We start from the raw sequence: 18,467 nt of genomic DNA on the forward strand, positions 1-18,467 counted from the left end.
TCGCTGTCAGGAAAGGTCCCACGCCTCAATGGTGAGTGCTTGCGATGTAGGGCAAGCCTCGATGCGATCGCGATGCATCTCGACCTTGCCGATCCATTTCGGCGGCATCACGTAGTCGTCTCCAATAACCATGGCCCCGTCGTGCGCTGGCGGTCCGTCGACCAGTAGCGGAATCACCGTCTCGGCCGAGGCCACGTAGACGTTGGGATAGCCATCGCTGCGAACCTTTTGCGCAGCGGACTTCGCCACCAAGCGTTCAACCCAATCGAGCCCGCCCAGGCCAACTTCCCACGTCGCCAGGATGTGATCCCTCCGCTCGCTGTCGGCATGGCGACTGCGCTCTTCTGGGGTCTGCGTCGAAATCACTATCCACCAGCCAATCATCTGGCCTCCGATTGCGTCAGGTCGGCAGTGGCCCCGTGCGGTCCGACCTCACGCGATGAACTGTTGCGAATTGCCGGCTCGCGCGAGCGTCCAAGGCCTGCCGCAACCAAGCAGCTTTGCCCGCGAGGGCATTGGACATCCAAAGCGCCAACTGCGTGCGCGCAGCCGATCTCCCTTCGAACGGAACTCATACAACAACCTCCGACAAGCTTCCGGCAGACACCTTTTCGAGGTCTTCCAAGCCAGCTCGGTGAAGGTCGGTGCGGCGGAAGAAGTATTGACGCGCCCCGTCGACCGCTGGCCCGGTCACTGGAGCAACCTGGAACGCCTTGAGCAACGCCCGCGGCGCCTTGCCGGTCGCCTTGGCCAGAGTCGCCAGCGATACGTAGGTCTCACGGAAAGCCTGCAACTCGCCAGGGTCGATACGGTTCAACCAGCCTCGCCCACCGCGCGTTCGCTTCGCTCCGAGCAGGTCCCGCTCAATCAGTTCATAGACGACCTGCTCTTTCAGGCCGAGAACTCGGGCTGCCCGCGTTGGGGTCAGCCACGACACCGACTCGGCCCGGTACGCCTTCAACCAGGCGCGCGCCTGCTCCCTATCCACCAACATCGCCGACATGCGTGCCTCTTCCGGCAAATGAAGAGCCACCGGGCCGGCGAGCAACGCGTCCATCAGTGCTTTCAGCTCCAGCGGCGCAAGTCGCCAGAACCGCAGGATGGATTTGAACTCGATGCCGTTCGCCGGCGGCGCTTGCTGACTTCTGCTGCGCAGGCGCTCGACCAGGTTCTCCAGGGTCTTGCCCGCGAAGAACCAATGCGAAGTTCGGTCCCACTCGGGGTGAGATTCAGCGGTCAGTACGCCCAGCGACACGAGCTGGCGAAGCCGTGATCGCTTCAGGCCCAAGAGGGCCGCTGCGCTCTTCAGGCACTTGTAGTCCGAAGCTGATGCGACCAGCGCCGTGACGTCGGCCGGGTCCATCGTGATGACCTCGCGGCCGGCAACAGGCGTAGGCCGAGACCGATAACCCGGCACTGCAGCGCATTCGACCATCCGCTTGAGGCCAACCCGACTGACGCCGGTTTGGCGCGAGACCTTCGCCAACGCTTGAAAGCGATGCCCCGTGACCAACTCGGGCATCAGGGAGCGATGTCGCTTGCTGAGGCTGCCCCGGAAATGGACTTTCAGTGCTTCGTAGAAGGCGTCTCGGACGAACTGGAACTCTTGGGCGCTCAGCTGCTGGTTCACGACGGCGTGCGCCGGCTTGAACATCTGGTCCAAACTCGCACCAGAGGGTGCATCCGCAGCCAAGCCCCCAAGATACTGCAGGAAGGCATTTGGCCATCGGTCCATCAGGTTGACCACACCCAGCAAGCGAACCCGATCAATATTGAACTCGATCGTCTCCACAAGGGTCATCCGTTCCTTCGGGTAAGTTAGGGGCACCAGGCTACCGAGACACTGAAACAGCTTGACCCACTGCGCGGTGCTCAGCGAAACGCTGATCTCGCCAAGTTGCATCTCTGACGGCTGCGAGAGGCCTTCCGCTATGACGCGTGCGATTCGCAACTCTCCGGGCTCCGCCCGCGACGCCACACCACTGAATCGCACTCCGCACGAGCAGCGCACCAACAACGCTGAGCGATAGCTGATGAGCTTTTTACATTCCGGGCAGATCATCATCAGCACGCAGCCGTGTTCTGGGCATGCTGTGAAAGGTCGAAATCGCCAGTACAGCCGGACCCACCCTTGCATTTCCATGCACGCTGGACAGATCCGCTGGCTCCACAACCACGCTGTCGACTGAATCCCCCACCATTCCACCTCAATGTCTAGGCCACCAACACGTGGCCCGCTGAACCTGGGCAATGTCGTACCGCCGATCAGCTTGGACAGAGTTTCTGCATGGTCAGGTCCGCCGCTTTGGATGTAGTTGGTGAGACCCTCGGGCGTCCAGTCGTTGGCCTCAGCCAAGCGCTCGATGTAGTCCATCAAAGACTCCGTCGGAATAGGTTGGGGTCGAACTGGGAGGATCTTCATGAACGCCTCCGACCCGAAGGTGCACCTGGATCGCCGGCCTGGAATGGTTCGCCTGCACGATCAAGTTGCCGCCATTCGAAGCGGCCGTCGAAGGGGTTGAGGGCGCCGACTCCGGCCGGCCAAATCGACTCGGTGAACGCTTTTTCCAGATCCTCGACAGCCATGCATTCGCTGCCGCGATCGGTGGCGCAGCAGTACGCGTGGACCAGCAGCTGCTTCACGTAGGCAACGCGCCCCTGCGTGGCCGAGTGAAGTCTCTCTCCCAGTTCGGCCCAGTCGTACGGCCGTGGATCCAACGGAAGCGGGAGCGCATCAGCCAGCGATACGAAAAGCGCCTGGCTTTCCGTGCAACGTAGCTCTGCACTCCCGCTCGTCACCGACAACGAGACCTGGTGTGCGAAACGGCGGCGCAGCTGCTCGTTCACTTGGAGCAGCACCTGGGTGCGCGGCAGCCCGAGCATCGTCACCGGCACCGCCAAAGCATCCATGAAGGTCTTGAGCCAGTCGCCGACGAAGTATTGGCTTTGTGGCGGCGGACAATTATCTTGAGCGCTCAGCGACAACTATCGTGAGCGGTTGACGCAGGCCGCCGGGGAGCGTTTTGCGGGTGGGTTCCTACAGTGGTTGGCTTCCAGAGGGAGGCAGCCACGGTGCCCGGCAAACGCATAACGGACCTGCAAGTGAGCAAGTACAAGGAACTGAGGGGCAAGCACAGCCAGGAGGCTGCTGCAGCCAAGACGGGCATCAGCGTGGCCAGCGCGCGGCGGCTGGAATCGGCGACGACATTGCCATCACAACGCCCACCGCGACACTGGCGCACCCGCGCCGACCCGCTGGCCGAGGTGTGGGCCAGTGAGGTGGTGCCCATGCTGGAAGGCGCACCGTCGTTGATGGCCGTCACCGTGCTGGAGGAGTTGCAGCGCCGCCACCCCGAGCGGTTCGCCGATGGAGTGCTGCGCACGCTGCAGCGGCGCGTGAGCCAGTGGCGCGCCGAGCACGGCGGCGAGCGCGAGTTGTTCTTCGCGCAGGAGCATCCGCCGGGCCGGCTGGGGCTGTCGGACTTCACTGTGGCCGACGATCTGGACGTCAGTCTGGGGGGGCTGGCCTTCCCACACCGGCTGTACCAGTTCGCGCTGGCCCACAGCGGCTGGCGCCATGCGAGGGTGGTCCTGGGCGGTGAGAGCTTCCAGAGCCTGGCTGCAGGGCTACAAGACGCGCTATGGATGGCCGGTGGCGTCCCGCAGGAACACCGCACCGACAGCCTGTCGGCGGCCTTCAACAACCTGGCCGAGCGCGAAGAGCTGACGCGGCGTTACCAGGCCCTGTGCAAGCACTATGGCATGCGGCCCACGCGCAATAACACCGGCGTGAGCCACGAGAACGGCTCCATTGAAGCGCGCCAAGGCAGCCTCAAGCGCGGACTGGACCAGGCTCTGCTGCTGCGTGGCAGCCGCGAGTTCGATGACCTGCCGGCCTATGAGCAGTTCGTGGCGGAGACCGTGCGCCGGCTCAACGCGCGCTGCGCGCGCGCATGGGAAGTCGAGCGCACCAGCCTTCAACCGCTGCCGACTCGGCGCACGTCCGACTTCGAGGAGATGGATGCGCGCGTTAGCAAGTTCGGCGTGTTCAGCGCCAAGGGCGTGCTCTACAGCGTGCCTTCGCGTCTGGCCGGTCAACGGTTGAAGGTGAGGCTGCACAGCACCTATCTGGACGCCTGGCTGGGCGGAGTGAAGGTCTTCGAGTGCGAGCGGCTGCATGCCAGCACGGCCGATCGCCACCCCAAGCGCATTGACTGGCGTCACATGCTGCCCAACTTGAAGCGCAAGCCCGGCGCCTTCGCGCGTTGGGTGTTGCGCGATGCGATGTTCCCGCGCAGCGAGTACGCCCTGGCCTGGGAGCACATTAGCCAGGCGTTGCCCGAGCGGGCGGCCTGCCGCTTGATGGTGGACCTGCTGGACCTGGCCGACCGAGCCAACGTGGTGGCAGAGCTGGCCATCGAACTCGCTCGCTTGCTGGATGGCGCCGAGCTCCCCGACATCGATGTGCTCAGGGACAGGTTCGCGCCACGACCGGCTGCGATGCCTCAGGTGGTCGTGGTGCTGCCGTCAGCGGCGGTCTACGACGAACTGCTGGAGGCCGCATGAGTGCCGACACCAATGCATCGGGGGCAGCGGTGCCACTGATGCTCACCGAGCTGCGCCTGCCGACCATCAAGCGCTTGTGGGCCGATGTGGCCGCGCAGTCCAACCGCGAGGGCTGGCCGGCCGAGCGGCTGCTGCACACGCTGCTGGGCCATGAGATGGCCGAGCGCGAGACGCGGCGCCTGGCCCGTGCACGGGTCGACAGCCAGCTGCCGCCGGGCAAGAGCCTGGCCGACTTCGACTTCGCTGCGGTGCCGGCCGTCTCCAAGGCCCATGTGATGGCGCTGGCCGAGGCCGACAGCTGGATTGCGCAGGGCCACAACTTGCTGGCCTTCGGCCCGCCGGGCACCGGCAAGACGCATCTCGTGGCGGCCATCGGCCACGCGCTGATCGACCGTGGGCTGAAGGTGCTGTTCGTGCGCACCAGCGAGCTGGTGCAGCGCCTGCAGGCAGCCCGGCGCGACCTGCGCCTGCCGGCGGAGTTGTCCAAGCTCGACCGGTTCGACTTGATCATCTTGGACGACCTCAGCTATGCACGGCGCGACCAGGCCGAGACCTCGGTGCTGTTCGAGCTGATCGCCGAGCGGTACGAGCGCAAGAGCCTGGCCATCACGGCCAACGCACCGTTCTCGGCGTGGGATGAGGTCTTCCCGGACAAAGCCATGACGGTGGCTGCGGTCGACCGCCTGGTGCATCACTCGACCATCCTGGAGATGAACGTGGACAGCTACCGACGCCGCGCTGCGTTGCCGGCGCGCCGGCAACGCAGCGCACCTCCAACACCGTGATCAACACCCATCCGCACCGCTCAAGATAGTTGACGCTGGCAGCTCAGGATAGTTGACGCCGGGCAGGCTTTGGGCCCTGCCTCGGTCGTGGATGTGTTGAGCCTCGTCGAATACCAGCATCTCGACTGCGCACGCCTTGGCCAACCGGGCCGCCCGTGCTGTCTTGACAGAAATCGTCCCGCGCTCAGGCTCGATGTCACCGAGCTGTGTGAGGATGGCCTCTACCGTTCCAGCAATGGTGGCCGCGGCAGGCACGCTCACATACAGCACCGGCAGCACGTCCCGCTCCAGCAACTGCTGCTTGGGGTAGCGCCGGGCGAACCAGCGTGCCAAGGTCGTCTTCCCCGTTCCGCTCTCACCCAGAACCAGTAGGTTCTGGGCGACGCCCGTACGCCGGAACAAGCGCAGGTTCGCTTCCATCCGCTGGTATGCCGCCTCAAAGGCAGGGAACATCAGACAGGTCTGCTGCAGTTGCTGGACAGCCTCATGGAAGTTCAAGCTCATCGCCGACCTCCAGGAAATGGTGGGTCGTCCCAACGCGCCAGACGGAACTTAGGAGCTGGCCGGTCGTTATCACCGGGCGCCGCAACCGGCGATCGGTTGAGGGCCACCTCCAGCGGCTGCGGGTGCTGACTGCGCTTTGCGGATTTGGGGCGTGCCGGCGGCGGAGGCCTATCGGCACCGGGATTTGGCTGGACATCGGGCTTTGAGCTCGTTTGGCCAAGAATGCGTGCAGAGCGTTTGCGGTCGCGCAGCTTGCGGCTGCCCATCAGCTCTTGGACCATGCCGATCAACTCGGAACGCGCTTGTTGCAGAGCCTTGGCATCCGTCTGTGGTGCTCCCTTCTCCTGGAGCAATCTGCGCACTAGGGCCTGTTAACACTAATTGCACCAAAGCAATTGGGCTGCGACAGTGAGTGCATGGAGATCACAGCAGCCCAATTCGCGCAGATCGAGCACTGCTTGCCGCTGCAACGCGGCAACGTCAGCCTGTCGAATCTGCAGGTGTTGAATGCCATCCTTTACGTTGCTGAGCACGGCTGCAAATGGCGCGGCTTGCCCAAGCGCTTCGGCAACTGGCATACGATCTACACGCGCATGAGCCGCTGGGCAAAGTCGGGCGTTTTGGACCGGACCTTCGAGCAATTGCAGCAGGCGCAGATCGTGCAGATCAAGATTGAAGCGGTGTCGCTGGACAGCACCAGCGTCAAGGTGCACCCCGATGGCACCGGCGCGCCAAAAAAAACGGTCCGCAAGCTATCGGCAAATCCCGTGGTGGGTGGAACACCAAAATCCATCTCGTCGCGGCGGACGCGCGCACGGCCATAACCTTCTCGCTGTCACCAGGGCAGGCGCACGATGCTCCCGAGGGGCGAGCTCTGCTGAAGCGGCTCGGTGCGCCCAATCGGCCTTTGCATCTGTTGATGGATCGCGCCTACGAGGGCAACGAAACTCGGCAGCTCGCACTCGACCTGGGGTTCATCCCTGTCGTGCCGCCCCTGAGCACGCGCATCGAGCCCTGGGAGTACGACCGCGAGATGTACAAGCGCCGCAATGAAGTCGAGCGCCTGTTCCGCCGCCTCAAGGGCTATCGCCGAATCTTCTCCCGCTTCGAGAAGCTCGACATCATGTTCACCGCCTTCATCAGCTTCGCTCTGATCGCTGACGGATTGCGTTTGTGTTAACAGGCCCTAGTCGGTGCTGGTACTGGGTCAGCCCGTTCGCATAGGCCCAGTTCAACGCACGCACAGTGATTGGATCTTGGGCGTCCGGTGCCCAGACCTGAATCTCGCCCATGTCCTCCGGGTCGAAGACCACGCGAACCCGCACGCCGGCGCCATGGGTCCTGAGCATCGCCCCCAGTTCGGGGCCGCTGTAGCGGATGCCTTCGATGACCAGCCCATCTTGGCGCAACGAGCGTTCGGTCACGTCGCCGATGCGCTGCGAGAGCGCCTGCCTGCTGCGGGGCAAGGTCGGCTCAACGACCCGGAGCCCCTCGTGCCACCGCGCCCACGGCGTTTGCTGCGTCGAGCGATGGACCGTCTGTGCGTAGTCGTCGAGCAGCCATTTCTCGAAGAGCTGCGTGAACTCCCCCAGCGTCAGCACTGCATGCTTCAGCGGGTCGTAGTCACCACGCTCGTGCCAGCGGGCCAGGCTGGTTCCTGGCATGACGTGGAGGAACCTGCGCGAGATGCTGCCGAGGAAGCGTTCTATCGAGCCCTTGTACCAAGGCTGGTACTTCGGGCAGAACAGCAACTCCGGGCCGAGGTCCATCATCTGGCTCTGAAGTGCCTGCGAATGAAACTCCAGGCCGTTGTCGACGACGACGACCTGTGGCACGCCATAGCAGGGCCAGCTATGGGCGGTAGCCAAGCCTTCGGCCCTGCCATTCCCGCCGGCCATGGTTTCCTTGGGAAGAATGGCATGTCGCAAGGCGCCAATGACCGCGGCCAACGAGGGCGCGCTGAAACTGAGGTGATAGCCCAAGGGCATCTTGCTGAAGTGATCCAGGCACATCGTCAGCGTCGGCCGACCGCAGGGCAGCCCGGTTCGGTCGTCGACGAGGAACAGATCAAGCGGCGTGTGGTCGATCTCTACGCGCTCCAGGATGCGGGTGGTTTGAACGCCGCCTCTCAAGATCCGAAACTTCCGGTCCGCCGCAGTCTGCCCGTCCTTCAGCGCAACCGAGGTATAGGCCTCGACGCTGGCCATCAAGCGGTACAGCGTACGGCGTGACGGCATGCAAATAAGCCCTGGGTTCAGCGGATTGAGATTGGCCTGGTCGACCTTGCGCCGCAGCAAGGTCTCGATGACGGTCATGGTCGTTCTCGGCGAGAGCTGATAGGCCTCGGTGATCGCCTCCTGAGCCAATTCAAGGACCCGCTCCGATTGACGGCTGCCCCTTCGCCCACGCAGGTCGTGCCGCGGGATCAGGGAGCGCTCGTCCTGATTCCTCAGGTAGCGCCTGTACCAGCGCCAAAACGTGACTGTCGACGGCGGCGATGCGTCACCGATTCGGCCAGCTACGTCGACCAAAATCGGCTGCAGATAGCTGGCCGTGAAGCGAGGCTTGCCATGTTCGAGGACGCCGCGGAGATATGCGCGCTTGCGCTCCGTCTGGCTGCGCTGCAGTGGCGTCAGGTCGACGAGCGGACGGGCGTAGACATTGCCCGGCATCGGTCCATCGGACACAGCATCACCGGGCTCGGCGGCTTGGATCGCGCCGGCCGCGAACTCTTTGAGCAACTGGTCTTTGGTCACGATGGATAGGTGCCCGTCGGCCACCCGCTCGACCAAGATCTCTCCGTTGGGCTGCAGCCGCTCCATTCGGTACCGAGCGCCCGACCAGTCAAAGACCATGTGCTTGCGAAAGGCGAAACCATTCATGGTCGGTCTCCGAGTTGAGTTGAAGAAGGGTCGCTGGCGTCAGGGGCTCGTCTAGCTCGCAGGTGAGGAAGCCCATCAGCAGCAGGGCGGCAGGGCTGGCGCCAGCTCCGGCGAAGACCTTCCGCGCCTCGGCCAAGGCCATGGGAAAGCGCTGACGCTGCGGACGCAACGCGATTTCGGCCGCCATGCGGGTTGGCATGACGCGCGGGGCTTGCTGGAGGATCTGCCGCAGGTTGGAGAGCCGCGGCTCGCGTCGAATCACGGAACTGCTCAGCACCACGAAGGGCTTGCCCATCCGGGTCAGGTGTTCCGAAATGCGCTGCAGCTTGTGGCGCACCTCCGGGTCCTGCAGGCTGCGGTCGGGCTTGATCTCGACCAGGAGAGCCTCACCGGTATCGAGGATGACCTCGAAGTCCGGCGTGTAGCGACGCAGCCGCGGCCCATCGGGGTACTGCAGAGTGATGGGCTGCTCGCGGTATTGCGCGACGCCGTGGTGCGCCTCGAACAGCGTGATTGCATCACGCTCCAGCAGGCCTTCGTGGTGCACCAGGCGGCCGTTCTTGCGGCTGGGCACGAAGCCGCGAAGGATGCCGCCGGTGGGACGCACGATTTCGCGGGCGCGTTGATGCGGCTGGCCTGCCGGATGACGGCCTTGCCACTGACCACGCCAGAAATGCGTAGGCATAGGTTTCCCCTTCCATCGACCGCGCTGCGGCTGCGATGGGGTCAATCAGCTGGATTGCCTCGCAAGCGGGCGACAGTACGCCCTCGCACGGTCATAAACCGACGATTCGCGAGAGTGGCGATGGGGAGGAAGCCTTGACGCTGGGGAAGCGGCTCTGGATACTGGCGTCGCACAACGAGGTATCGACAGATGCTTCACCCGGCGGGGCGGACCGAAAGGCTGTCCCGCTTTTCTTTGGGCGCTTACATGGTGGCCTCCTGGCGGGAGCGACGCCGCAGGCGCCGGACGGGATCTTGCGCGGCTACTTGCCCCTCGACCCGCATGCGCAGCACATCGCGCAGGACACGGATCTGCGTGGTGGACAGGTTGTGAAACTGGTCCCGCAGCTCCTTCAGGAGCCAGTACGCGTCTTGTGGGGCGTCGATGTCGATGACGAATTTGCGCTGCGATGCTTCAGCGGCCTCGTGAAGGGCGAGCTTCTCTTCATCCGACAGGTCGAGCGCCTTGGATACCTTGTCGATGAAATCAGCAGCGGGTACGCCTTTCAGACCGACCTCGACGGCAGAGATGTAGGTCTGGTCGTAGCCGATGAGTTCGGACAGCTCCGACTGGCGGACGCCATGCCGAAGCCGCAGTTCGTGCAACAGGTGGGCGAAGGGACTCACGTTGACTCAAATCGCGTTTTGCTACGCCGAGGAGCGTATGCGGACTCGATATGAAAGTCAAAAACACCAACCGCATCAATGACTTAGTGATATATATGTGTCACCAAGCCAGTTGAAGCGCCCTCTTGAAGGCGTCTTCCGCGCCTCAGATCACACAGGCGTCGAGCTTGCCCTGACCCAGGCCTGGCTAACGTCCTAGTCACCCGAAATTTCGCACCGCGCCTACTGGTACCGGGGGTCCTTGCTGTTGTTCGCCGGGTCGAACATGGCGGGCACTCGTTCCTTCCCCCAGATCGCCCGGCCCGCCCTTTTCGGGTGGCGCGCGAAGTGGTCATTCCGCTCGATGAAGTAGCGGTCGATGGCAGCTCTCGCGAGGTCCACCGACGCGTAGTCACTGTTGTGGATGATGGCTCGCGCCATCCCGCTGAAGACTGACTCGATAACGTTGAGGAATTGAGCGGACGCCGGCAGCGGCACGAGTTCGATGCGAGGCGACCCGTCGCCGCGGCTGTTGCGATCCTCAATGAAGGCATGCAACTGCTTGGAAAGATGCCAGGATGCGGCATCCCACGACAGGTACAGCGTCCGCATTCCGGCGTACTCCTCCAGCAACACCGTTGCCATTCGGATCATCTCCGTCGTGTTCTTCGCCCTGGAGTAGAAGTGGGTCACCCGATTGCGCGACAGCTCCACCGCTGCGGTCAAGATGAGCCAGCCTTTTGACTTCTGCCATTGCGCGACGCTTGGCTGCTCGTCCGGCCCAACCAGCAACCTTCCGGCCTTCGCCTTCACTGCGAACGGCCCGTATTCGTCGACCGAGAAGAACCGCTCATCCTCTCCGAGGTTCGACAACACGTCCTGCACCCGCGCGAGCTTTTCACGATATTCCGGATCGGTGCTGGTGAGGACCACCTTCGCTGCCTTCCACCGAAAGCCGGCACTGCGGATGGCCTCGCGGATCACTTCCATGCTCGCTGGGGCACCTTTCCGAGCGAGCGCGTCCTTTAGATCTTCCAGCCGCCAGCTCGTACGGTTGTACCCAGACAGACTTGGTGGCTCATGCAGCAGACCGAACAGTACCTTCTTGAATTCATCGTCGTCCGCCTTGTGTGGCCGGGGCCTGCGTTGGAGCAATGCTTCCACTCCACCGGCAGCGTACGCAGCGAGGCGACTGCCAACCGTCCCGCGCGCAAGGCCGAGGTGCTCAGCTATGGCGCGGCGTGAGAATCCTGCATCGCTCGCCAACGCTGCCATGACGATCTTGCGACCTGACGGACTGCAGCCAGCGAGCGCTGCGCCAAGAGGCGTCGCACCGAAGTCGCCCCGCTCCAGCCGGTAGAGCCATTCAAGCCATCGTGCGCGCTCAGTCTCATGGCGGCTCAGCTTTCGTGGAACCTGGGGCTGAGTCGCCACAGGCACGGGAGTCGGCCGGCCTCCGTAGCGCTGCGGCTTCTCGAAGGTGATGACCTTCCGCAAGGTTGTGCGGCTCATCCCCTCACGCTTGGCCACCGAGCGGATGGACTGCCCCTCGACGAGCACATGCCGGCGCAGGCGCTGCCATTGCGAAATATCGGAGTACATGACCAACTCCTTGCCGGCTTTGCTGGTCCGGCGTGCCTGGAATCATGCAGCTTCTGACTCAATGACCCGTGGGCGTGGACGCAGCCAGATTCCCTCTGGTCAAAGATCGCGATGCTCAGCGCCCGGGCTGGACGATGTTCAACGTGGCGGGCACGAAGATGCTCGACGACGTGAGAGCCTTCGTCGGGTAGATCAGCAAGAAGACGTTGTACTTCGTCGCGAACGCCTCACCGAGGCATTCGTGGTCTACGCCATTCTTGTCGCGGTAGCGCAAAGGCGTCGGCCACGTCATCTTCTTGCCTATTGGCAGGAGCGGCGAAAGCGCATGGTCGTTGTCAATGCGCTCGTCATTTGGCCGACCAAACTGAAGATTGAAGCTCGGGGACACCTCGATGCGGCGAACCAGTCCGCGCACCCCCTTGCCAGGCAAGAACTCAAGCGGCTCCAGCACATAGAGAACGCAGGGCCGGTGGTGAACTCGCACAAACTCGCGTGCCGCGGCGTAGTTCGAAGCGCCAAACGTCTTGGCCAAGCCGATGGGGGTCTTGATGCCCATGGGCATGTCAGCGGCCCGCTCCTGGAAAGCGGATCCTTGAAACAGGGCGAACCTCGCAAAATTGTTGGCCTCTCGCTCGAACTGGTCGGCGATCGCGGGCGCCAGCGTCTGCTCGCAGTCTTGGAAAAGACTGAAGATCTTGCGATGCGTCGGGAGCTCGTGGTGCCCCGTTTCGTGCAGCTTCAGGAAGGTCTGCTTCGACTCGACGACGGAGTCGTCGATGTGGATGATTTGTTCGTTCGCGTCGTAGATCCCCAGGACCTTCGAGAGCGCTGACTTCAGCAACTGCTTCGCACTGTCAGCCTTCTTCTTCACGTACGCGAGGAAGCCCGCCGCATCGAACAGCCCCTTCGGGGCCACCCGCAGCTTGGCGGCGAGCAGGATGTCGTCAACGGGCGTCGGGAATCGGCCCCAAGCGCCCGCCTTGTCGAGCGACAGCCTCGCACGGGCCTCCACTGCAAGCAGTTCGGCCGTCGTGAGGGTGCTGTCGTCGGGCTTTGTCACGGTTTCTTCCGGGTTCTCAGGTATTGAAGGTACTGCATGAGTTCGCCTTCCTCATCTGGGGTTAGGTTATGTTCCGCGAAGGTAGCAATGCGGCCATGCCGCTGCGTAGCGTCGCGGGCCTTGGCGGCCGGCAGGTAGCCGGCAAGCTCCATAAGCTGCACGTAGCTGATCTTGTAGATGTCAGCGAGCGTGTTCAGGACGTTTGGGCTGGGCTGAAGGATCTTGCCGGTTTCGAGCTGACTAAGGTAGGCGTTTGAAACCTCCTTGTTGCTAGCCTCCTCGACCTGTCGAAGCGACATCTTTCGATCAAGCCTGATGGACGCCAGGTACTGTCCTAGTGTTGGCTTCACGGTCTCCTTGTGGGCATGCCGTCAGCGGCGGACGCCCATCGTCTGCCGCCCGACCAACCCAGTTTAGGTTTAGCCGCTAGGTTCATCAAGCACGCACCATGCGCTTGACAAACTTAGCGCGCCGTCTCAAAGTAGCGGCCAGCAGCGCCTCTCCCGCTGCGGATTTGCAAAGGATCTTGGACATGGCAAAGAACGGAAAGACAGGCGACGGTCACCGCGTAGGCGCTGTGCGAGAGCGCAGCCAGACGCAAACGCCTTCAGGCCACTACGTGAAGCGGGATACCAACAACGGCCGCTTCCTCGACGTCAAAACCAGCGACACGACGCCCTTCAAGGGCGTCCGCCGCGAAAAGAAGTAAGGAACCAGCGTGAGCACTCAACAGCCATCCCAGGGCGCTGCCGAACATCGGCCCCCGCCTCACCCGCACCCGGTCCAGTACGAGATCTTCGTCAACGGCAAGCCGCGCAAGTACCACCACGAGCAAATCAGCTACGAGGACGTCGTGCGCCTCGCGTTCCCGGAGGGGCCTTTCGACATCCTGTACACGGTGGCCTTCGCCAACCTCCACGGCCACGACGGCACGCTCGCACCGGGCCAGTCCACCGCCGTTCACAACGGGATGGAATTCCGTGTCCGTAAGACCAATCGCTCCTGATTCTGGACTCGCCGCCCTTCTGGAGCAGGGCTATGAGGTCGAAGTGCGCCAGCAGCATTTGCTGGTGCACTCCGTCCCCTACGTCACCTCGAACGGCACGGTCGAGCGCGCCTCGCTTGTCTGCAAGTACGTGGAGGATGCCGGCACCATCCTGCCTCCGACGGCCGCTGGTGACGATCATCAGGTTTGGTGGACGGGCTCGTTTCCGTGCCGCAGCGATGGCACTCTGATGCTGGCGGAACTCGTCGCCAATGCGCAGCCGACGCCGTTCACGGTGTTCGCAGGTTGCGACTCTCAGCATCGCTTTTCGAACAAGCCGGACGAGTACAGCCAAACCGGTTATCCGGACCATTTTGAGAAGGTCACGCACTATGTGACCCTCATTCAGAGCCAAGCCAAGGTACTCGATGCGAACGTTGACGCGCGCACGCGCCGCGTCATCCCACCCGCGGAATCAGACTCGGTCTTCCGATACGCAGATACGGCCAGCGTGCGCGCCGAGATCGTAGCCACATCGGCCAGGCTCAAACTGCGCAAGGTCGCAATCGTGGGTCTCGGCGGCACCGGCGGCTACGTCTTCGACCAGATTGCGAAGACGCCCGTTTGGGAGATTCATCCGTTCGATGGGGACGACTTCAAGCAGCACAACGCCTTCCGCGCGCCCGGTGCCGCGACTGCAGAGGAACTGCGCCGGCGCATGAAGAAGGTCGACTATTTCGTCGAGCGCTACAGCCCAATGCGTGCGGGCCTTGTGCCCCATCCGTACTTCCTGGATGAGGCGAACGTGTCCGAGTTGTCGGGCTTCGACTTCGTCTTCGTGTGCGTCGACAAGGGGGTTGCGCGCAAGACCATCTGCGGCTACCTGACCGCGCAAGGCATCCCTTTCGTCGACGTCGGCATGGACGTCGCGATGGACGCCGAGACGCAGCAGCTTGACGGAACCTGCCGAGTCACGACCATTACGCCGTTCAAGCACGACCACATCGCCGGCTCCATCCCGATGGACAACGACGAGTCAGACGCGCTCTACCGCCAGAACATCCAAGTCGCGGACCTGAACGCACTGAACGCCCAGCTTGCGGTCATCAAGTGGAAGCAGCTGTTCGGCTTCTACGAGGACCGTGCGAGGTCACACCAGGCCACTTACACGGTGGCGACACAGTCGCTGACTCGAGGCGAACTCGCGGCTCGTGGCCTTGGCCCCGCGCCTGCCGCCTGCGGTGATGCCGCGGAACCAGCGACCGAATGCTCGGGAGCGGCTGGATGAGACAGACGCACCTGAAGCCACAGTTCGTTGAGTTCATCCCTGACCAACTGGACGAGGGCGTGCTGTACATCAGCGAACGGTTTCGAACCTGCTCGCACAAGTGTTGTTGTGGATGTGGCGACGAGGTCGTCCTGCCCCTATCCCCGGCAGAGTGGCAATTGAGTCGCGACGGCGACTTTGTCTCGCTTTGGCCGTCGGTGGGCAATTGGGACTACCCGTGTAGGTCTCACTACGTGATTCGCCGAAACCAGGTGCGCTGGGCAGCTTCGATGACAGCGCATCAGATCAAGCGGGTCAAGCAACGAGACGAGGTCGCCCTACGGTTGCAGATCAATGCCAACAACACCGCGCGAGCCACCAGCGCCGCCGGAACATCAGCGCCATCCGCCTCTGCCGACGCATCAGGAGCACCGTCAGGCATCTTAGGCATCTGGAAGTGGGTGCGAAGCCTGTTGGGTTTTGGAAGCGCCTGATGGATTCGCAGCCGGCGCAGCACGTCGTCGGTGCCGCGGACGTAAGGTGCGTCGGCGGACTTAGTCAGACAGCGCCAGGTCCCTAAGGCAGAGCCGGTTTGAGCCAGTGACGTAGCCCAGGAACGGTCGTTCAAGCAGGCACCGGGCGGTCGCCACTGTCGAGCGACAGGTTCGAATGATGAACCTGACTGTCAGCCCACCGGAACGCAGTGGTCGGTTTTGGTCAGAGCGGCCGGTCAGGCGCTGAACGGCGAACGACTGAGATCAGCCCGAGTTATCAGGAAAACCGCCCGGCAAGTCCGGGCGTTCGTATGGTGTGACAGCCGGTCCGATCGTTTCACCATCCGTGGCAAGAAGTTTTCACTTACTTGGCACAGATTTCAGTTTCTGTGGCACCCGACACCTCAAACGTCAATGTTCCCGGCGCGCAGCGCGTTGGTCTCAATGAAGTCCCGCCGCGGCTCCACCTCATCTCCCATCAGCATCGTGAACACCTTGTCCGCCTCGATGGCGTCCTCGATCTGCACACGCAGCAGGCGACGCACGGTGGGGTCCATCGTCGTTTCCCACAGCTGCTCGGGGTTCATCTCGCCCAGGCCCTTGTAGCGCTGGCGGCCGACACTGCCTTCGGCCTGGCTCATCAGCCAAGCCATGGCTGCGCGGAAGTCGTCGACCTTGGATTCCTTGGCCTTCTCGCCTTCACCCTTGCGCACGAGGGCTCCAGGCTTGATGAGGCCCTGGAAGCTCTGGCCGGCGTCAGCCAGCACTTCGTAGTCGGCGCCATGGACGAAGTCGGCGTGGATGACGCTGGCGCGCACGTTGCCATGGTGCATGCGCGCGATCTTCAGGAACAGCTTGTCCGTGCGCGGGTCGACCTCGACAGTGACCTCCGCGTTGTGCAGCGCTGCCTTGAGTGCGGCTGCGCTGGCTTCGGCATCCTCACGCGTGTCAACCTTCAGCGCAAGGCCGTTGGCCAGCACGTGCAGCGCCTCGCCGTCCATCCAGTTGGACAGGCGCTCGATGACGCTCTGCGCAGTGACGTACTTGCGCGCCAGTGCGTCGAGCGCGTCGCCGGTCAGCGTGGTGCCCGTACCAGTGTCCAGGTGAGCGTCCTGCAACGCGACCTTCAGCAGGAACGCGTCGAACTCGTGGCCGTCCTTCAGGTACTGCTCGTGCTTGCCGACCTTGACCTTGTACAGCGGTGGCTGCGCGATGTAGATGTGGCCGCGCTCGACGAGCTCGGGCATCTGGCGGTAGAAGAAGGTCAGCAGCAGCGTGCGGATGTGGGCGCCGTCCACGTCCGCGTCGGTCATGATGATGATGCGGTGGTAGCGCAGCTTGTCCGGGTTGAAGTCGTCGCTGCCGGCGCCGCGGCCGATGCCCGTGCCCAGGGCCGTGATCAGCGTGATGATTTCGTTGCTGGTCAGCAGCTTTTCATAACGCGCCTTTTCTACGTTCAGGATCTTGCCGCGCAGCGGCAGGATGGCCTGGAACTTCCGGTCGCGGCCCTGCTTGGCGGAGCCGCCGGCGGAGTCACCCTCCACGATGTAGATCTCGCACAGCGACGGGTCTTTCTCCTGGCAGTCGGCCAGCTTGCCGGGCAGACCCAGGCCGTCGAGCACGCCCTTGCGGCGCGTCATCTCGCGCGCCTTGCGGGCGGCCTCGCGGGCACGCGCAGCGTCGAGGATCTTGCCGCAGATGGTCTTGGCGTCTAGCGGGTTCTCAAGCAGATAGTCGGTCAGCAGGCGGGAGACGATGTCTTCCACCGGCGCGCGCACTTCCGAAGAAACCAGCTTGTCCTTGGTCTGCGAGCTGAACTTGGGCTCGGGCACCTTCACGGACACGACGCAGGCCAGGCCTTCACGCATGTCATCGCCAGCGACTTCGACCTTGGCCTTCTTGGCCAGCTCGTTGTCTTCGATGTACTTGTTGATGACGCGGGTCATCGCGGCGCGCAGGCCGGTCAAGTGCGTGCCGCCGTCACGCTGCGGGATGTTGTTGGTGAAGCAGAGGACGTTCTCGTTGAACCCGTCGTTCCACTGCATCGCGACCTCGACACCGATGGTGGCGCCCTGGTCGCTCGCCTTCTCACCGACCGCGTGGAAGATGTTGGGGTGCAGCGTCGTCTTGCCCTTGTTGATGAACTCGACGAAGCCCTTCACGCCGCCTGCGTAGGCGAAGTTGTCTTCCTTGTTGCTGCGCTCGTCGACAAGGCGGATCTTGACGCCGTTGTTCAGGAACGAAAGCTCGCGCAGGCGCTTGGCGAGGATGTCGTAGTGATAGTCGTTGTTCTGCTGGAAGATTTCCGTGTCCGGCAGGAAGTGCACCTCGGTGCCGCGCTTGTCGGTCTCGCCGATGACCTTCATGGGCCGCGTCTCGACGCCATCAACCATGACGCTTTCGCCGTTCTGCGGGATGCCCTTGGCGAATTCGAGGAAGTGCACCTTGCCGTTCTGGCGCACAGTCAGGCGCAGGAACTTGGACAGGCCGTTCACGCAGGACACGCCCACGCCATGCAGGCCGCCGGAGACCTTGTACGAGTTCTGGTTGAACTTGCCGCCGGCGTGCAGCTCGGTCAGCGCGATCTCGGCCGCCGAGCGCTTGGGCTCGTGCTTGTCGTCCATCTTCACGCCGGTGGGAATGCCGCGGCCGTTGTCGATGACGGAGATGGAGTTGTCGGTGTGTATGGTGACGACGATGTCGTCACAGTGGCCAGCCAGCGCTTCGTCGATGGAGTTGTCGACGACCTCGAAGACGAGATGGTGCAGGCCGGTGCCGTCCGAGGTGTCGCCGATGTACATGCCCGGGCGCTTGCGCACCGCCTCCAGCCCCTCCAGGATCTGGATGGAGCTGGCGTCGTAGGCTGCTTGCGGAGCCGGTGCCGGGGTGTTTTCAGGGGTGGCGTTGTCGCTCATCGGGGACTTTCAGGAAACTCTTGAAACGGCAAGGCGGGCCGCGTGGGCCCGCCTGCTAGGCATGCGGTCGTCTGGGAG

At 63.3% G+C, this 18,467-nt stretch carries 18 protein-coding genes; 7 read left to right on the plus strand and 11 right to left on the minus strand.

Features of this window, described 5'->3' with window-relative positions; all coding sequences use genetic code 11:
- Positions 1–6 precede the first annotated feature (6 nt).
- From QM732_RS22820 to QM732_RS22830, 3 genes are all read right to left on the minus strand, one after another.
- Positions 7–384 (minus strand): hypothetical protein, encoded by a 378-nt coding sequence (locus tag QM732_RS22820; RefSeq protein WP_415658377.1) that lies wholly within the window; start codon positions 382–384, stop codon positions 7–9.
- 187 nt (positions 385–571) lie between these two features.
- A complete protein-coding gene (locus tag QM732_RS22825; protein ID WP_415658378.1) occupies positions 572–2,422 on the minus strand; it encodes a TniQ family protein in 1,851 nt (616 codons plus the stop codon).
- A complete protein-coding gene (locus tag QM732_RS22830; protein WP_415658379.1) occupies positions 2,419–2,985 on the minus strand; it encodes a hypothetical protein in 567 nt (188 codons plus the stop codon). Before QM732_RS22830 ends, QM732_RS22825 begins: the two co-directional genes overlap by 4 nt.
- Positions 2,986–3,072: 87 nt before the next feature.
- Here QM732_RS22830 and istA point away from each other — a divergent pair, with 87 nt between their 5' ends.
- On the plus strand, positions 3,073–4,566 hold the full coding sequence (gene istA, locus QM732_RS22835) for an IS21 family transposase (protein WP_415654706.1): 1,494 nt from the start codon (positions 3,073–3,075) through the stop codon (positions 4,564–4,566).
- A complete protein-coding gene (gene istB, locus QM732_RS22840; RefSeq protein WP_415654705.1) occupies positions 4,563–5,351 on the plus strand; it encodes an IS21-like element helper ATPase IstB in 789 nt (262 codons plus the stop codon). Before istA ends, istB begins: the two co-directional genes overlap by 4 nt.
- Here the strand turns inward: istB and QM732_RS22845 are convergent, their stop codons facing one another.
- A complete protein-coding gene (locus QM732_RS22845; protein ID WP_415658380.1) occupies positions 5,352–5,888 on the minus strand; it encodes a TniB family NTP-binding protein in 537 nt (178 codons plus the stop codon). It lies immediately after the preceding gene.
- A gap of 383 nt (positions 5,889–6,271) precedes the next feature.
- Here QM732_RS22845 and QM732_RS22850 point away from each other — a divergent pair.
- Positions 6,272–7,035 (plus strand): IS5 family transposase gene (locus QM732_RS22850; RefSeq protein ID WP_415654614.1). Its coding sequence is split into 2 segments (ribosomal slippage): positions 6,272–6,587 and positions 6,587–7,035, totalling 765 coding nucleotides; the frame shifts between segments, so codons are not numbered across the junction.
- On the opposite strand, the gene QM732_RS22855 is transcribed toward QM732_RS22850, so the two are convergent.
- The 6 genes from QM732_RS22855 to QM732_RS22880 form a co-directional block, all read right to left on the minus strand.
- Positions 6,995–8,737, minus strand: coding sequence for a Mu transposase C-terminal domain-containing protein (locus tag QM732_RS22855; RefSeq protein ID WP_415658381.1), 1,743 nt, complete (start codon positions 8,735–8,737; stop codon positions 6,995–6,997). The genes QM732_RS22850 and QM732_RS22855 overlap by 41 nt on opposite strands.
- Positions 8,700–9,422: a Tn7 transposase TnsA N-terminal domain-containing protein gene (locus QM732_RS22860; RefSeq protein WP_415658382.1), complete on the minus strand. Its 723-nt coding sequence runs from the start codon at positions 9,420–9,422 to the stop codon at positions 8,700–8,702. Before QM732_RS22860 ends, QM732_RS22855 begins: the two co-directional genes overlap by 38 nt.
- Before the next feature lie 242 nt (positions 9,423–9,664).
- The gene (locus tag QM732_RS22865) at positions 9,665–10,087 is read right to left on the minus strand and encodes a helix-turn-helix domain-containing protein (RefSeq protein WP_415658383.1); all 423 of its coding nucleotides are present in this window, start codon (positions 10,085–10,087) and stop codon (positions 9,665–9,667) included.
- 222 nt (positions 10,088–10,309) lie between these two features.
- Positions 10,310–11,668 carry an IS630 family transposase gene (locus QM732_RS22870; RefSeq protein ID WP_415658384.1) on the minus strand — a complete coding sequence of 453 codons (1,359 nt, stop codon included), beginning with the start codon at positions 11,666–11,668 and terminating at the stop codon, positions 10,310–10,312.
- A gap of 115 nt (positions 11,669–11,783) precedes the next feature.
- Complete coding sequence (locus tag QM732_RS22875; RefSeq protein ID WP_415658385.1) at positions 11,784–12,728, minus strand: ImmA/IrrE family metallo-endopeptidase; 945 nt, start codon at positions 12,726–12,728, stop codon at positions 11,784–11,786.
- Positions 12,725–13,078, minus strand: a complete 354-nt coding sequence (locus tag QM732_RS22880) for a helix-turn-helix domain-containing protein (RefSeq protein ID WP_415658386.1) — start codon at positions 13,076–13,078, stop codon at positions 12,725–12,727. The genes QM732_RS22875 and QM732_RS22880 overlap by 4 nt, the downstream gene beginning before the upstream one ends.
- A 182-nt stretch (positions 13,079–13,260) precedes the next feature.
- On the opposite strand from QM732_RS22880, the gene QM732_RS22885 reads away from it, so the two are divergent.
- The 4 genes from QM732_RS22885 to QM732_RS22900 are packed head-to-tail and all read left to right on the plus strand — an operon-like array spanning position 13,261 to position 15,474.
- On the plus strand, positions 13,261–13,437 hold the full coding sequence (locus QM732_RS22885) for a hypothetical protein (protein ID WP_415658387.1): 177 nt from the start codon (positions 13,261–13,263) through the stop codon (positions 13,435–13,437).
- 9 nt (positions 13,438–13,446) lie between these two features.
- Positions 13,447–13,734, plus strand: coding sequence for a multiubiquitin domain-containing protein (locus QM732_RS22890; RefSeq protein WP_415658388.1), 288 nt, complete (start codon positions 13,447–13,449; stop codon positions 13,732–13,734).
- The gene (locus tag QM732_RS22895; protein WP_415658389.1) at positions 13,709–15,001 is read left to right on the plus strand and encodes a ThiF family adenylyltransferase; all 1,293 of its coding nucleotides are present in this window, start codon (positions 13,709–13,711) and stop codon (positions 14,999–15,001) included. Before QM732_RS22890 ends, QM732_RS22895 begins: the two co-directional genes overlap by 26 nt.
- A complete protein-coding gene (locus QM732_RS22900) occupies positions 14,998–15,474 on the plus strand; it encodes a DUF6527 family protein (protein ID WP_415658390.1) in 477 nt (158 codons plus the stop codon). Before QM732_RS22895 ends, QM732_RS22900 begins: the two co-directional genes overlap by 4 nt.
- Before the next feature lie 404 nt (positions 15,475–15,878).
- Here QM732_RS22900 and gyrB read toward each other — a convergent pair whose 3' ends face one another.
- Complete coding sequence (gene gyrB / locus QM732_RS22905; protein WP_415658391.1) at positions 15,879–18,389, minus strand: DNA topoisomerase (ATP-hydrolyzing) subunit B; 2,511 nt, start codon at positions 18,387–18,389, stop codon at positions 15,879–15,881.
- Positions 18,390–18,467 lie beyond the last annotated feature (78 nt).

Origin of the sequence: Roseateles sp. (assembly GCF_047654805.1) — a bacterium.
Taxonomy (GTDB): domain Bacteria; phylum Pseudomonadota; class Gammaproteobacteria; order Burkholderiales; family Burkholderiaceae_C; genus Pelomonas.